The organism is Gottfriedia luciferensis (genome assembly GCF_001712755.1).
GTDB classification, from domain to species: Bacteria; Bacillota; Bacilli; order Bacillales; family Bacillaceae_G; genus Gottfriedia; species Gottfriedia luciferensis_B.
This window is the reverse complement of sequence record NZ_MDKC01000002.1, coordinates 1-13548: the sequence shown is the minus strand read 5'-3', so window position 1 is coordinate 13548 and position 13548 is coordinate 1. Positions and strand designations below refer to the sequence as shown.

The window sequence follows — 13548 nt, the reverse complement described above, 5'->3', positions numbered from 1 at the left end:
ACTTTTTGGAGGTTTTGAAATGAGTGGAGTAATAGCAACTTACCAAGTTTATGATAAAAATCATCATTTAGAAAAAAAGGCAGAGTCAATTGCGCTAGGTTTAACGGTTGGTTCATGGACGAATTTACCTCAAAATGATCAAATTCAATTACAAAAGCATAAAGGCAAAGTAATTTCAGTTCATGAAATCGAATGCGAAGAAAATATCGTTAACTTTTTAGGCTATAAAGCGACAAAAGGGATTATTGAAATCTATTATCCTAGCTTAAATTTTTCAGCTGATCTACCAGCTATTTTAACAACTGTTTTCGGTAAGCTATCTCTTGATGGTGAAATTAAACTAATTGATTTAAATTTTACAGATGACATTTTAACTCTTTTCCCAGGTCCAAAATTTGGTATTAAAGGCATTCGAGAGAAGTTGGATGTATATGATCGACCTTTATTAATGAGCATTTTCAAATCAATTATCGGCAGAGATATTCAATACATTTCAGCAGAATTAAAAAAACAAGCTTTAGGTGGCGTTGATTTAATTAAAGATGACGAGATTCTTTTTGACACGATTACCTCTATTACGGATCGCGTCACACACGGAAAAAATATTTTGAACCAAGTTTATGAAAAAACAGGACACAAAACTTTATACGCGGTGAATTTAACTGGCCGTACATATGAGTTAAAAGAAAAAGCATTACGTGCTGCTGAAGCTGGTGCTGATGTATTTTTATTAAATGTGTTCTCGTATGGAATTGATGTACTGCAAGGATTGGCAGAAGATCCATCAATTAATATTCCAATTATGGCACATCCTGCTGTATCGGGTGCGTTTAGTTCCTCTCCAATTTATGGTATTGACGCTGGATTATTACTAGGGAAACTTTTACGAATTGCTGGTGCAGATTTCAGTCTATTCCCTTCTCCATATGGATCAGTTGCATTACAAAAAGAGACAGCATTAAAAATCGCTGAAAACTTAACAGTATCAAATGGACTAAAAGAGACATTCCCAGTACCATCTGCTGGAATTCACCCAGGACTTGTACCTCAACTAATTCAAGATTTTGGAATTGAGCAAGTCATCAACGCTGGCGGCGGTGTGCATGGACACCCGGATGGACCAATCGGTGGAGGTAATGCATTTAGAGAAGCAATTTCAGCAACATTATCTGGAGTTGAGCTAAAAGACTACGCACTTCCAAATACATCACTACAAAAAGCATTACAACTTTGGGGGTAAACAACAATGGCAATAAAGATTTTTTGTGACTTTGATGGAACAATTACAGAGGGTGACAATATCGTTAATTTAATTAAAGAATTTACTCCACCTTCAGTAAGTGAATTAACAAGTGAAGTATTAAATGGCAATATATCGATTCGAGAAGGCGTAGAGAAAATGTTTGCTACGATTCCTTCAACGAAAAAACAAGAAATGACCGATTTTGTAATTGATCGTACTGTCATTCGAGATGGTTTTAGCGATTTTATTCAATTTGTAAGCGCTCAACAATATGAGTTAAAAGTTGTAAGTGGCGGACTAGATTTTTTCGTTCATCCTATATTAGCGGATTATCTTCCCACTTCGGATATTTTATGTAATCGTACTGACTTTACAGGCCAAACTGTAAAAATTCATTGGGATCACTCTTGTGATGAAAACTGTACGAATGATTGTGGAATGTGCAAACCATCTGTTAAAAGAAAATTTAGTGAATCAAATGATTTTATCATTGTCATTGGCGATTCAATTACTGACTTACAAATTGCAAAAGAAGCAAATTTAATTTTTGCCCGAGATTTCTTAAAAGATAAATGTGTAGAATTATCTTTACCTTTCATTCCTTTTGAAAATTTCGATGATATTCGAGCTTCATTAGAGAAGGAGGTACTAGTATGAAGGACTTTTTCAAACATTATGATGAAATCCGTGAAGTAAAAAAAGTACTTGCTGATCGAGATTGGTTTTTAGGAACTAGTGGAAATTTATCAATTAAAGTAAATGAGGAGCCTTTGAACTTTTTAGTTACAACTAGTGGTAAAGATAAAACAAAACATACTTATGACGATTTTTTACTCGTTAATGAATTTGACCAATCTGTTTGGGATGAATCAAAAAAACCATCAGCTGAAGCCATTTTGCATCGTCTAATTTATCAACACACAAATGCAAAATGCGTTCTACATGTACACACTTTAGCAAATAACTTTATAACAAAGGATTTTCCATATCAAGATGAGTTATCTTTTTCTGGTATCGAAATTATAAAAGCATTAGGACTATGGGAAGAAGATGCAGAAATTACAATTCCAATTATAAAAAATCATGCGCATATCCCTACTCTTGCAAATGAATTTCTACCACATATTAAGAATGATCATGGTGCTGTATTAATTCATAATCATGGTATAACAGTATGGGCCGAATCGGCATTTGAGGCTAAGAAACATTTAGAAGCTTATGAGTTTCTTTTTCAATACGCATTACAAGGTATACAAAAAAATACATTTATAAAGAACTAATTTGGAGGAATGAAGAATGGCAACAATTTGGGTAGAAAAAAAAGATTATCATATTACAAGTGATGTTGAAGTAAAAGCATATTTAGAAGAACAAGGTGTTATTTATGAAAATTGGAATATCGAACAATTACAAAGTTCGTTACAAGAAAAATTTATTCTATCAGATGATGAAAAAGCAGCGATTCTTGAAACATTTAAAACTGAAATCGACAGTATTTCATCAAGACGTGGCTATTTAGCAAGTGATATTATTACGCTTTCAGAAGCAACTCCAAATCTTGATGAATTACTTAAAAACTTCAACCGTGAGCATCATCATACAGATGACGAAGTTCGCTTCATTGTTAGCGGTCACGGAACGTTTATTATCGAAGGAAATGAAGGCTTTTTCCATGTTAATTTGAATCCTGGAGATTTAATTTCTGTACCACCAAATGTACGCCACTACTTCACACTAGCAGAGGATCGTAAAGTAGTTGCTGTTCGATTGTTTGTTACTACTGAAGGCTGGGTGCCAATTTACGAATAATTTGATAAAAACTAAATTGACTCATATCCACTTTAGGATGTGAGTCAATTAATTTTCTTCTTCATTAAAATGATCTTCTCGGTAGTCGATATATAACGACCCGTCGGTTTGTACTTCAACAAAAAACACATCTGAAACTGATTTTATGCCTACCCTCTCAAGTTGAGCCATTAACCATTTTTTATCCAAGTTTAAATTTGATAATGCGTCTTCATTTACTTCCCCGTCAGTTACCACTGCTGTTGAAGTTGGAAATAACAAAGTTTTTTTCCACGTTTTATTTTTTTTCGTTTTAACATCTTTTGTTTTCATAATGGACAGACTGCCATCGATTTCAAATATAGCGTACTCAACATCTTTCAACGAATAAATACTCTCATTACGAAGCATTCCTTGAAATTGCTCCGTATCTATTCTGGCTTTTTTTAATGCATTTTCCATTATTTTTCCTTGTCTAATTAAAATAATTGGTTCACCAAGAATCAGCCGACGTGCAGTTTTAGATTTTAAACTTAAATACCCCATGACGATCGTCAAAACTGCCCAGCCAACTAATCCAATGATTCCATCCTCAATATCTAAAGTTTTAGATGTCGTAATTGATGCTGCTATATTCCCTATTGTTATGGCTGTTATAAATGTAAAAACATCTAATTGACTAATTTCCTTCTTCCCCATTAATCTCGTTAAAATAAATAAAACAAAAAATGAGCATATAACTCTTAATACTACTTCATTAAAGCTCATTTAGTTCATCCTTTCTCTTTCAAAAAAACCGTTTTAAGTATTTATTAATCAACTTAGCGTTTGAAAAATAGAACGAAACTATTCTTTATTATTTCTAAAAAATTAGTAAACCTGACCGGTTGTTATGTCCTCATAAATTACCGATTATTGAAGAAAATAATATTATTCATTTATAATCGACTAATTTATTGAGGTGAGATCTTGAGTAAAAAACTATCACTTGTTGGCTTAATATTAATGGTATTTACAACTGTATATGGCTTTGGAAATATACCTACAGCTTTTTATTTAATGGGATATAGCGCAATTCCATGGTATTTACTCTCAGCTATTACGTTTTTTATTCCATTTGCTTTTATGATGGCTGAGTTCGGAGCTGCATATAAGCATTCTGAAGGTGGAATTTATACATGGATGGCTGATTCAGTTGGGCCTAGATTCGCTTTTATTGGAACTTTTATGTGGTTCTCTTCCTATGTAATTTATATGGTTAGTGTCTCTTCAAAGGTTTGGATTCCGCTATCAACGTTTATTTTTGGTAGAGATAAAACCCAATCCCTTTCATTATTTGGACTTTCATCTACTCAATCAATTGGCTTATTAGCATTACTTTGGATGTTAGTTGTGACATATTTTGCTTCTAAAGGGATTGAAAGTATTAGTAAGGTTACAACGATTGGTGGGGTTACAGTTTTCTCATTAAATATAGTATTGCTAATCACAAGTATCCTTATTTTTCTATTCAATGGAGGAAAATTTGCTCAACCAATTAAAAGCTTTTCATCAGCATTTGCTCACTCACCTAATCCAAATTATCTATCTACCCTTGCGATCTTATCATTTGTTGTATTTGCAATCTTTGCATATGGCGGTTTAGAAGCAATTGGCGGATTAGTTGATCAAACAGAAAACGCCGAACGTAATTTTCCAAAGGGCATTACGATTTCAGCAATTATTATCTCAGTAGGATATTCGTTAGGTATTTTTTTAGTAGGTATTTTTATTAACTGGTCAAATGATTTAAGTGCTAGCACTACAAATTTAGGGAATATAACATATGTGCTAATGTACAATTTAGGATTAGAACTTGGAAAAGCTTTTACATTATCAACACATACTGCCGATCTAATTGGCATTTGGTTTGCAAGAATTACTGGATTATCAATGTTTCTTGCATATACCGGAGCATTTTTCACATTAATTTATGCTCCATTAAAAACAATCATTAAGGGTACACCAAAATACTTATGGCCAACAAAATTTACAGACACAAATGAGAAAGGTATGCCTGTCAATGCAATGTGGGTACAATTTGCAATAGTTTCATTTATCATTGTCCTAACATCCTTTGGAGGTCAAGGAGCGTCTGCATTTTTTAATAAAATAACTTTAATGACAAATGTTTCAATGACATTACCTTATATATTCTTAGGAATTGCGTATCCAATGTTTAAAAGGAATGATCAAATCGATAAACCATTCCAAATTTTAAAATCAAATTCATCTGCTTTATTTGCAAGCATTCTCGTTATATTAGTAGTTGGATTTGCAAACTTTTTTACAATCATACAACCGGCTATTGAGGGTGATTACAACTCAACAATCTGGATGATTGCAGGTCCCATCTTCTTTTCAATATTAGCTTTACTAATTCTTAACCGTTCAAGAAAACATACCCAAAAAGAGAAGAAAATTGCCTAGCAATCTTCCCACTTATTGTTAACAACAATTCCGAAAGTAAGTTGGAAATATAGCACATACTAAATTTGGAGGTGATATTTCATGGGTCACAATCAAAATCCACATGTAAAAAAGAAAAACAAAAATAAAGGGCAACCTACACCTGCTGCAGTTAATTCAGAAGGTTATTTTGCTCCAAGTAAATCAAATACTGAAGCTCTTAATGAAGTTAAAAACTCATAAAGAAAACTCGCGATTGGTGAGTCGTTAGGAGAAATCAAAAGGCGCAATTGTACTGATACTTAAATCCATCTGCGCCGATTTTTCTTCTCCGTTTGCCAATTTGTACTTTCTAAATATGTAAAAAAATGACCGTCATTTTGGCGGTCAATTTTGATTATTTACTCATCGAATTCGCGGTTTTTACTAAATCTCGAATCGTGTATTGTTTACCAGTTTCTTCTGAAAAAAGAAGTGAAATTGAATGATAAAGCCCGTCTTTCTTCCAACGAATTGTTTTTGTATTATCATCATCAGCAACAATCAAAACTTTTGTTCCATCTTTTAATTTAGTTGTTTTTAATGGTTGTTGTTCATCTGGGAAGGAAGGTTTTTTATTATGATAAGTGATGACAAACATTGTGACCTCTACTTCTTCATTTGAGTAATTAAAAGAGGTAGCATTAATAGCTCCATTTTTTTGATTTTTTTGTACATCCATTGTGACATCCTTTGCTCTAAACGGTATCTTTTCTGGTACAACTAGTTCTTTTTGTACATCTTTAGGTAATTGATCTACATCTTGTTTTATAGTTTTAGGATATTCTTTTTTTAATGATTCAACTGCACCATTACCATGAGAACAAGCAGTAAACAAAAGAATTGAGAATAAAAGAATAATTTTTTTCAATCCACATGCCCCCTATTTTTCCAAATCTACCGTTTCACTTAATATCTCTAAATGTCATCATATTAGTCCTAAGACAAATAAAAAACTGCCTGTATATACAAGACAGTCTTAAAACCTTTTCTTAAGGTTCAACAATTACGATTTTTCCTTTTTGTACATATAGCAATATTTCCGCGTTTTCCGCTTCATTTCTGTAAGTGTAGCATGTAAGATCATCAAACCCACCGTGTGAAACATCATGAACTGTATCAACTAATTTATATTTATTACCTCTAAATTCTATTTTTCTTTCAATTGATGGTTGTTCGGCTAAAATTTGTTCCTTTGATCGAAAATTCATCTAATCACTCCTTTTGTCACGATTAGTATAGCCATTTTCTTAGTTTTCAATTTTATGCCCTGATCCGAATCCAATTACATAACCGTCCAAATCTCGTACCGAAAACTCCTTCCAAACTCCCCATTCAAATTCGCTTAATTCAGGCTCGGTAACGATTATGGCTCTATTTGTTTTTAATTCATCAAATAGCAAATTTAATTCATCAAAATTATTAACATAAGCATACGTATTCCATGTTCCTTTGTTAGGATTAACATCTTCCTTATTATTCGCTTGAATTAACTTAAATCCTAATCCAAAATCATCCCTTATTGCCCAATATTCGTTAACTTCACAACCTAAACATTCTTCGTAATATTTTTTCGATTTGTCAAAATCAGAAACTAATAATACGGTCAATGAACTTTCGATTTTAGCTTTTTTTACCTCTTTCATTTGGTACCTCCTAAACTCATTCACCATTTTTAGTAAAGATTTGCTTCACTTAAATGAATTCAATCAATTTAATTGTATACCTTCTTTTAATTGGGGCCATTTTCAACATGATAAAAATTTAGTGTTCATATTCTATTACTAGTGACAATTGGAATTCAACAGATTCATTACAAAAATTCTTAAAAATATAGATAAGGAGGTTGTTGCATGCCAAGTTGGAAAAATAAATTCATCCCAATTAATCAATATACAAGATCAGGTCAAAAATTAAATGGAGTTAAAAAAATCGTTATTCATTGGACTGCTAATCCTGGTGCAACTGCTAACGGACATTATAAATATTTTGGTGAGGTTTTACCCCAACAAAATGCGGAGGCAATAAGTCAAGGGCGAAAACCCTCATATGCTTCAGCACATATTTTTGTAGATCCTAAAGAGGCAATTTGTATTATCCCTTTAAACGAGGTGACATTCCATGCAAATGAAAAATATACTTATGTGAATGGTGTACCATTTCGTGGAGTTGAAGCATTAAAGCCAAATGCCAATTTATTATCAATTGCCGTTGAAATGTGTGTTGAAAAAGATAATCGTATTTCAAATACGACCATCAATCGAACAGTAATGGTTGTGAATGATTTATGTTCAATGTTTAATTTAACTCAAAAAGATATCGTCCGTCATTTTGATATTACTAGAAAACCATGTCCATACCCATTTGTAAAATATACTGATATTTTTAATCATTTCAAAATAAATGTAGGGCATTTATTGAATCACTCATTAAAATACCCTGGTCATGTTATGAAAATAGGAGATTCAAATATTTATGTCATTACCATTCAACAGCTTTTAGGCATTACGCCAGACGGTCATTTCGGTACTCAGACTGCAAATGCCGTAAAACTATTTCAACAACAGATCGGTCTAAAACCGGACGGGATAGTTGGAGAAAAGACTTGGAATATGTTAAATAAATAATTTTATTTGGGATGCTAATTTAATAACAATCCCGTTCATTCTACTTCGAGAGCAAATTTTAAAAATTGTACAAACAAAATCGATTGTTCTTTTATCATGATTTCTTCCGCTGAGAGTATCGCATAGTCTAGTGCAAGTCCATCAATAAATGAAACAATCATTCTTGCTAAAATTTCACTATCATACTTTTTACTAAATTCTTTGTTTTTTTGACCTTCTTTAATGACATCAGAAAAGATTTTAATACCATAAAAATATCGTTCTTTCCCATACTTTTTTCTTCTTTCATCATTTCTACCAGTAATGAAAAACTCTAAAGTAATTGGTGCCAAAGGATCCATTCGATCATTTGGCACTCTGCTTTCACCGAACATTCTTAACAAAAGTAATTCCCAATATGAATCAACATTTTGATTCAATAATTTACTTGTTTCCTCAGACACTCTAAGTAGCGACTCATATAAAAGTGATTCAAACACTTCTTCTTTATTAGCAAAATATTGATATAATCCACCTCTACTTACATTTGATGCGTCCATCACATGCTTCATAGTCGTTCTTTCATATCCATTTTCGATAAACACTTGTTTTGCTGCTTCTAAAATTTTAGTTCGACGTTGCTGTTGGTGCTCCTTGCTGACTTTTGGAGACATAGTTCTTCCCCCGCTCTACTCTATTTTTCGTTAAGAATCCTATTAGTGAGACAAATACTAAAAGTGATGCAGAGATAATAAATGTTGGAATGACACCTATTACCGTTGATAACCATCCTCCTAATAAAGGTCCAATAATTGTTGCTGTTGTGGTAACACTTCCTATTACGCCAAATACTCTGCCGGTTAACTCAACTGGGGTATCGACTTGAACAGATGCTTGGAATGGAACAAATACTAAGCCAGCTGCAAATCCTGCAAACAACCCTAATAATGGTGCCCAAACAATTGAAAAATCGAGATTAAAATGTGTGAATAAAGCCATCATACCAAAACCAAATCCGATTCCACAAACCCCAATTAACATTAAATTATAAGCACGATAATTTGTTTTTTTCGCTAATATTAAACTAGAAAAAAACATTCCTACTCCAGACCCAGTTACTAAATAGCCAAATAAACCTGGTGACGCATGTTTAAGTTCCCTTATTAAAACTATAATTTGCGAATCTGATAACTGCAAGATTAAGAGACTAAAACCTAAAAATAACATACCTACTAAAATTTGAGTATTTGTTTTAATAAATGATAGGCCTTCCATAAATTCAGTTTTATAGGAAGATTTCGATTTATCTTTCACTTTTTCTCCTTTAATCTGCTGGGCAACTTTTGGAAGCAAGAAAATTAAGATCGCAGAGATAATAAATGATACTGAATTAATATAAAATACTGGCGTTGTTCCAGCTGCTGAAACTAGAATTCCACTCAAAATCGGTCCGAAAATTTTTGTAGCTGAGTCAATCATTGCTGTAATTGACATCGCGCTTTTTATTTCTTCATTCGGAACTAGTTCCTTTAACTTTCCATTTTTCGCAGGATTAAAAACAGCAGAAAACAATCCAATTGTAAACAAACAAATATAGACCATCCACAACGTATTTGCTAATGCAAGTAAAACAAATAAACCAGCACGGACAATGTCCGATAAAACCATCAATTGCTTTCTACTAAAACGATCTGCAAACGTACCAGCAACTGGTCCTAATAAAGCCATCGGAACAGCGAGACATAAAATAATAAATGACACTTCAATTGGTGAAGCATTCCATTTTAACCCTACAAGCGTAATGATGGCGACAATACTTAACCAATCACCAATATTTGAAATCGCTTGAGCAACCATTAATGTTAAGAAACCTTTATTATTCCTTAGACCCTTCATCTAACTTAGCCCCCTTGAAACCGACACTCATGTCGTTTTTTATTTAATTATAACGACACTAATGTCGTTTTTCAATTACTTTTTCTGAATATTAGCTATATTCCTCGTTTAACTTTATTCATAAACGGAATTAAAAGTATTAAAATTTTTTGATTGGATTACAGTCACTTAATTAATTGGAATGAATTTAAAGAGAAGATTAAAGAAATTATACTAGTTAAATAGTTGGAGCAAATTAAATAAAAAGAAAGCGCAGTTAAATTAAAATGTTTATTTTTCAACTAAAAAAAGATTGTCAAATTAGACAACCTTTAGGAACAGTTATTCAATTAGAGCATTCGTTAGTTGAATAAGAGAATCTGAAATTTCATTTGTTTAGTTCCGTGATCAACAATGATTTATTTTTATCTACATACAAAATAAGGTAATCAAATATGTTTCTATCTTCTGAAGAAATATAAAGTTTTTCCGCAATTTCACAAATTCTATCTGCCATATCATCATATGCTGAGCCATGTGTTTCACTAAAGCCTTGAATGCTATAAAGTTCTTGATCCTTTGTATTAGCTCTTAATTGAGAAGTAGATATATTATTCTCATCCAATATATGCTTGATATTATTCAATATATTGTGATCTTGTTCTGCTTTTATCTTTTCTAAGGTTTCTATTGTATCGTTTAGATAAACACCACTTGAGTTTTCAAGAAAACCCAATATACCTTCCATTGCAAGTTCAGTATCAAAATTGATTAAGAGAATAACATCTCTAATTTGTTCAGGGATTTTATAAAAATATTCCTCTTGGAATATTAAATAATTTTCGCCTTCATATAAGTTTGATGCAATTTCTTCTACAATTTCTTCGCCAGATTTATCTTTTAATTTCTTCAATGAAACTAACTTATTAAGAAATTCTCGATAATTCCTATCTCTCATATCAAAACCTACCTTTGAAATAAACTAATGACCCTATTGACCTATCGCATGCGTTAGTTGCATAAGAAATAAATTTTAAAAACGGTGAAATTAAACTGCGAAATCATCAATAATTTCTACTACTTCAATTTTCCCATTAATTAAAAGCTCAGGAAGATCATTTGTAACATTACCTAACCAATACTTTCTAGCTTGTTCAATTTTCCGAGCAAATGGAACTCCATCCTCCTTTGGTAAAAGATTTCCATCCCCTTCAAATGAACTCCCCTTAACTCTTAATTTAACGATTTGCAAAACATTCCTATTGAACGAATCGAATATTTCCTTCCATTTCAAAGCATCCTCGTAACTTTTAGCAGCATATAAACAAGACAATCTAGACGGATATTCTGGATATTCTTGTAGTCTAACCATTTCTAAAATTACTTCTCTAATTGCTCTGGTTGTTTGACCTATATACTTCTTAACGACTTCAGTATTTTCTACATCCAGTTTCAAACCTGCTTCTGTATAATGTTTGTAAAAAATCCGAATAAAATCTTCACCTTTAGAATTCAATTGCTCCATCTCAAAAAAGAAGCTATATAAGGTGTTTTTTTGATCACTGTCGAAGTCAATTATCTGACCAAGGTTCATTTTTTTCCTAGTAACAATGTGATAAACATACATTTCGTTATCTTTCATGGTTCGTCTCCTACTCGAATACATCATTATTTAACATTATTTTTGAACTAAGCATACGTTAGTTACATAAGTTCTCAAATTCACTTTACCTCTCGATAATCTCTTCGATCATATCTTTTAACCTATTTTTCGTTTCTATAAAAGTAGCTTTTTCTTTGATATTATCCTTTTGTTCCTCATAGTAAAATGGTTCTCCTTCAAACCTCGGTATGACGTGCATATGATAATGCGTCAAGTCGTTGAATTTTCCACCGTTTTGGCAAATAGTAATACCATCAGGTTGAAATAATTTTTTTAGTGCCTTTGAAATGGTCATAGATGCTATCATAATATCATTTGCTGTTTCAACATCTAACTCTTCGGTATCTAAATAATGCTTTTTCGGAAGAATTAAAGTATGTCCCTCATTAAAAGGTTCGATATCCAAAATGCAACAAACATACTCATTTTCATATACAATATTCACTGATTCAAGTTGGTTATATAGTCTGCAACCTAAACATTCTGAGTTTAAAATCATAAGTATCTCCTTTGGTAATTATTCAATAAATATTTTACCAAAAATATCCACTATCTTAATACTCCTTGTTCAACTAAACTGCTATTTACTTTAATAAGAAAAAGCTACTGAAGTAGCTTTTAGGTTGTTCAACTATTGCATTAGTTACATAAGAATATTTTTAATAAGTTGACTCTGTTAAACTAAAATGTTGAATTTTGCGTACTAAAAAAGACTGTATTCACCAAACAGTCTTTTTAATGCTTTTTTAACTTAATCCATATTCAGATCATCTAAACGAATTTCAACGACTTTATCCGCCAGCCAAAATTCAAGTATCTTCTTATTCTTTTTATCAACATATCCGATGGTATCGCACCCTTGCTCGACATATTTAAAATAATTTGGTCCATATAACGAAATGATCTTTTCTTTTGAATCGCCTAATACGATTCCCTTACTGGTTTTAAGGTCAGACTGTTTTTCACTGTCATTGATATTACCGATGGCTAGTCTGACGATTTCTCCTTTGTTTTCCCCATTGATGATGGAAGCAGTTGTTAATCCATTTTTCCAAAAGTAGTAATCGTAGGCATCATTATCATCTTTTTCCAACGGTTTACCAAAGCGTTTTGTGTAAGCTGAAGTATTAATATTATCGTGTAGCTCTACTTTATCGAAGATTTCATTTGAAAGGTCTGTGGATTTTACAAATTTTGTATAGAATGGACCGTCTTCAAAAAATCTGTACGAATTAACAATCAAGCCAAATGCAATTAAAAAAATAAAAACGAAAATCATTTTTTTCTTCATAGAATCTCCTAACATTTACCCTTAACGCATATATTTTACCATAAAATTCCAAGTAATAATGCAACTAAACTGCCATTTTGTTGAATAAAAAAAGCGATCTTCTATTGAAGAATCGCATGAGTTAGTTGAATAACTTTTTAATTTAATCAACAAAAGGGACTGTATACGCTCGTCATTGCCAACAGTATAAACAATATAAAAATAAATAGTAAACCGTTCGAAGTGGCATCTCAGTCAAAATCCATTGCAAGAGCTGGTATAAACGTATCCATTTGCTGGATCATCTTCATTCCAGTTATTCTAACCATCGTTCGATACTTTTTCTTTTCGAATTAATAACTCATGGCTATTAAAGTGTGCATTTATCCGCTTTATTTGGTATGCTTAACGGATAGTTTTGGACCGGATCCACTAAACTGAATGAAGAAGAGGGTAAAACATGGGAAAATTGAATGCAGTCGAAAAATTGCAAAAAGAATTAATGAAGACGCGCGAAGCGATCGATATCGTCAAGATCATCTTAGCGAAGAAAAACGACCCTCATCTCGAAGAACAGTTGAAAAGATTAATCACCGAACACAACGAAATTGTGACA

The 13548-nt window shown here is 32.2% G+C and carries 17 protein-coding genes; 7 read left to right on the top strand and 10 right to left on the bottom strand.

The genetic code is table 11. The features are described from left to right. Window positions 1–19 precede the first annotated feature (19 nt). From BED47_RS02620 to BED47_RS02605, 4 genes are read left to right on the top strand one after another with little or no spacing between them, the layout of a single operon-like run. Complete coding sequence (locus BED47_RS02620; protein WP_069032281.1) at window positions 20–1240, top strand: 2,3-diketo-5-methylthiopentyl-1-phosphate enolase; 1221 nt, start codon at window positions 20–22, stop codon at window positions 1238–1240. Between the two features lie 6 nt (window positions 1241–1246). Next, window positions 1247–1900 carry a 2-hydroxy-3-keto-5-methylthiopentenyl-1-phosphate phosphatase gene (locus tag BED47_RS02615; protein WP_069032280.1) on the top strand — a complete coding sequence of 218 codons (654 nt, stop codon included), beginning with the start codon at window positions 1247–1249 and terminating at the stop codon, window positions 1898–1900. Continuing rightward, window positions 1897–2523: a methylthioribulose 1-phosphate dehydratase gene (locus BED47_RS02610; protein ID WP_069032279.1), complete on the top strand. Its 627-nt coding sequence runs from the start codon at window positions 1897–1899 to the stop codon at window positions 2521–2523. Before BED47_RS02615 ends, BED47_RS02610 begins: the two co-directional genes overlap by 4 nt. A 16-nt stretch (window positions 2524–2539) precedes the next feature. Next, window positions 2540–3052: a cupin domain-containing protein gene (locus tag BED47_RS02605; protein ID WP_069032278.1), complete on the top strand. Its 513-nt coding sequence runs from the start codon at window positions 2540–2542 to the stop codon at window positions 3050–3052. Between the two features lie 48 nt (window positions 3053–3100). On the opposite strand, the gene BED47_RS02600 is transcribed toward BED47_RS02605, so the two are convergent. Next, the gene (locus BED47_RS02600) at window positions 3101–3799 is read right to left on the bottom strand and encodes a DUF421 domain-containing protein (protein ID WP_069032277.1); all 699 of its coding nucleotides are present in this window, start codon (window positions 3797–3799) and stop codon (window positions 3101–3103) included. Window positions 3800–4000: 201 nt separating this feature from the next. On the opposite strand from BED47_RS02600, the gene yjeM reads away from it, so the two are divergent. After that, window positions 4001–5500 (top strand): glutamate/gamma-aminobutyrate family transporter YjeM, encoded by a 1500-nt coding sequence (gene yjeM / locus BED47_RS02595; RefSeq protein WP_084006735.1) that lies wholly within the window; start codon window positions 4001–4003, stop codon window positions 5498–5500. Between the two features lie 81 nt (window positions 5501–5581). Continuing rightward, entirely contained in the window at window positions 5582–5722 is a 141-nt protein-coding gene (locus BED47_RS23575) for a hypothetical protein (protein WP_175403438.1), read from the top strand. Between the two features lie 154 nt (window positions 5723–5876). Here the strand turns inward: BED47_RS23575 and BED47_RS02590 are convergent, their stop codons facing one another. The 3 genes from BED47_RS02590 to BED47_RS02580 all read right to left on the bottom strand — a co-directional run bounded on the left by BED47_RS02590 (window position 5877) and on the right by BED47_RS02580 (window position 7164). Next, window positions 5877–6389 carry a hypothetical protein gene (locus BED47_RS02590; RefSeq protein WP_069032276.1) on the bottom strand — a complete coding sequence of 171 codons (513 nt, stop codon included), beginning with the start codon at window positions 6387–6389 and terminating at the stop codon, window positions 5877–5879. A 121-nt stretch (window positions 6390–6510) separates the two neighbouring features. Next, window positions 6511–6729: a hypothetical protein gene (locus BED47_RS02585; protein ID WP_069032275.1), complete on the bottom strand. Its 219-nt coding sequence runs from the start codon at window positions 6727–6729 to the stop codon at window positions 6511–6513. Between the two features lie 39 nt (window positions 6730–6768). Further along, window positions 6769–7164, bottom strand: a complete 396-nt coding sequence (locus BED47_RS02580) for a VOC family protein (RefSeq protein WP_069032274.1) — start codon at window positions 7162–7164, stop codon at window positions 6769–6771. 207 nt (window positions 7165–7371) lie between these two features. Here BED47_RS02580 and BED47_RS02575 point away from each other — a divergent pair, with 207 nt between their 5' ends. Further along, window positions 7372–8145: a peptidoglycan recognition protein family protein gene (locus tag BED47_RS02575; RefSeq protein ID WP_069032273.1), complete on the top strand. Its 774-nt coding sequence runs from the start codon at window positions 7372–7374 to the stop codon at window positions 8143–8145. Between the two features lie 35 nt (window positions 8146–8180). On the opposite strand, the gene BED47_RS02570 is transcribed toward BED47_RS02575, so the two are convergent. The 6 genes from BED47_RS02570 to BED47_RS02545 form a co-directional block, all read right to left on the bottom strand. Then, window positions 8181–8798, bottom strand: coding sequence for a TetR/AcrR family transcriptional regulator (locus tag BED47_RS02570; protein ID WP_069032272.1), 618 nt, complete (start codon window positions 8796–8798; stop codon window positions 8181–8183). Then, on the bottom strand, window positions 8752–10020 hold the full coding sequence (locus tag BED47_RS02565; RefSeq protein ID WP_084006734.1) for an MFS transporter: 1269 nt from the start codon (window positions 10018–10020) through the stop codon (window positions 8752–8754). Before BED47_RS02565 ends, BED47_RS02570 begins: the two co-directional genes overlap by 47 nt. A gap of 367 nt (window positions 10021–10387) precedes the next feature. Then, on the bottom strand, window positions 10388–10957 hold the full coding sequence (locus BED47_RS02560; protein WP_069032271.1) for a DMP19 family protein: 570 nt from the start codon (window positions 10955–10957) through the stop codon (window positions 10388–10390). A 90-nt stretch (window positions 10958–11047) separates the two neighbouring features. Next, window positions 11048–11641, bottom strand: a complete 594-nt coding sequence (locus BED47_RS02555) for a DUF2441 domain-containing protein (RefSeq protein ID WP_069032270.1) — start codon at window positions 11639–11641, stop codon at window positions 11048–11050. An 85-nt stretch (window positions 11642–11726) separates the two neighbouring features. Then, on the bottom strand, window positions 11727–12161 hold the full coding sequence (locus BED47_RS02550) for an HIT family protein (protein ID WP_069032269.1): 435 nt from the start codon (window positions 12159–12161) through the stop codon (window positions 11727–11729). A gap of 252 nt (window positions 12162–12413) precedes the next feature. Beyond that, entirely contained in the window at window positions 12414–12953 is a 540-nt protein-coding gene (locus tag BED47_RS02545; RefSeq protein ID WP_069032268.1) for a hypothetical protein, read from the bottom strand. Window positions 12954–13548 lie beyond the last annotated feature (595 nt).

Coding starts and splice junctions, on each gene's coding strand:
- BED47_RS02620 (WP_069032281.1), top strand. CDS start 20: ATGAGTGGAGTAATAGCAACTTACCAAGTTTATGATAAAAATCATCAT.
- BED47_RS02615 (WP_069032280.1), top strand. CDS start 1,247: ATGGCAATAAAGATTTTTTGTGACTTTGATGGAACAATTACAGAGGGT.
- BED47_RS02610 (WP_069032279.1), top strand. CDS start 1,897: ATGAAGGACTTTTTCAAACATTATGATGAAATCCGTGAAGTAAAAAAA.
- BED47_RS02605 (WP_069032278.1), top strand. CDS start 2,540: ATGGCAACAATTTGGGTAGAAAAAAAAGATTATCATATTACAAGTGAT.
- BED47_RS02600 (WP_069032277.1), bottom strand. CDS start 3,799: ATGAGCTTTAATGAAGTAGTATTAAGAGTTATATGCTCATTTTTTGTT.
- BED47_RS23575 (WP_175403438.1), top strand. CDS start 5,582: ATGGGTCACAATCAAAATCCACATGTAAAAAAGAAAAACAAAAATAAA.
- BED47_RS02585 (WP_069032275.1), bottom strand. CDS start 6,729: ATGAATTTTCGATCAAAGGAACAAATTTTAGCCGAACAACCATCAATT.
- BED47_RS02580 (WP_069032274.1), bottom strand. CDS start 7,164: ATGAAAGAGGTAAAAAAAGCTAAAATCGAAAGTTCATTGACCGTATTA.
- BED47_RS02575 (WP_069032273.1), top strand. CDS start 7,372: ATGCCAAGTTGGAAAAATAAATTCATCCCAATTAATCAATATACAAGA.
- BED47_RS02570 (WP_069032272.1), bottom strand. CDS start 8,798: ATGTCTCCAAAAGTCAGCAAGGAGCACCAACAGCAACGTCGAACTAAA.
- BED47_RS02565 (WP_084006734.1), bottom strand. CDS start 10,020: ATGAAGGGTCTAAGGAATAATAAAGGTTTCTTAACATTAATGGTTGCT.
- BED47_RS02560 (WP_069032271.1), bottom strand. CDS start 10,957: ATGAGAGATAGGAATTATCGAGAATTTCTTAATAAGTTAGTTTCATTG.
- BED47_RS02555 (WP_069032270.1), bottom strand. CDS start 11,641: ATGAAAGATAACGAAATGTATGTTTATCACATTGTTACTAGGAAAAAA.
- BED47_RS02550 (WP_069032269.1), bottom strand. CDS start 12,161: ATGATTTTAAACTCAGAATGTTTAGGTTGCAGACTATATAACCAACTT.
- BED47_RS02545 (WP_069032268.1), bottom strand. CDS start 12,953: ATGAAGAAAAAAATGATTTTCGTTTTTATTTTTTTAATTGCATTTGGC.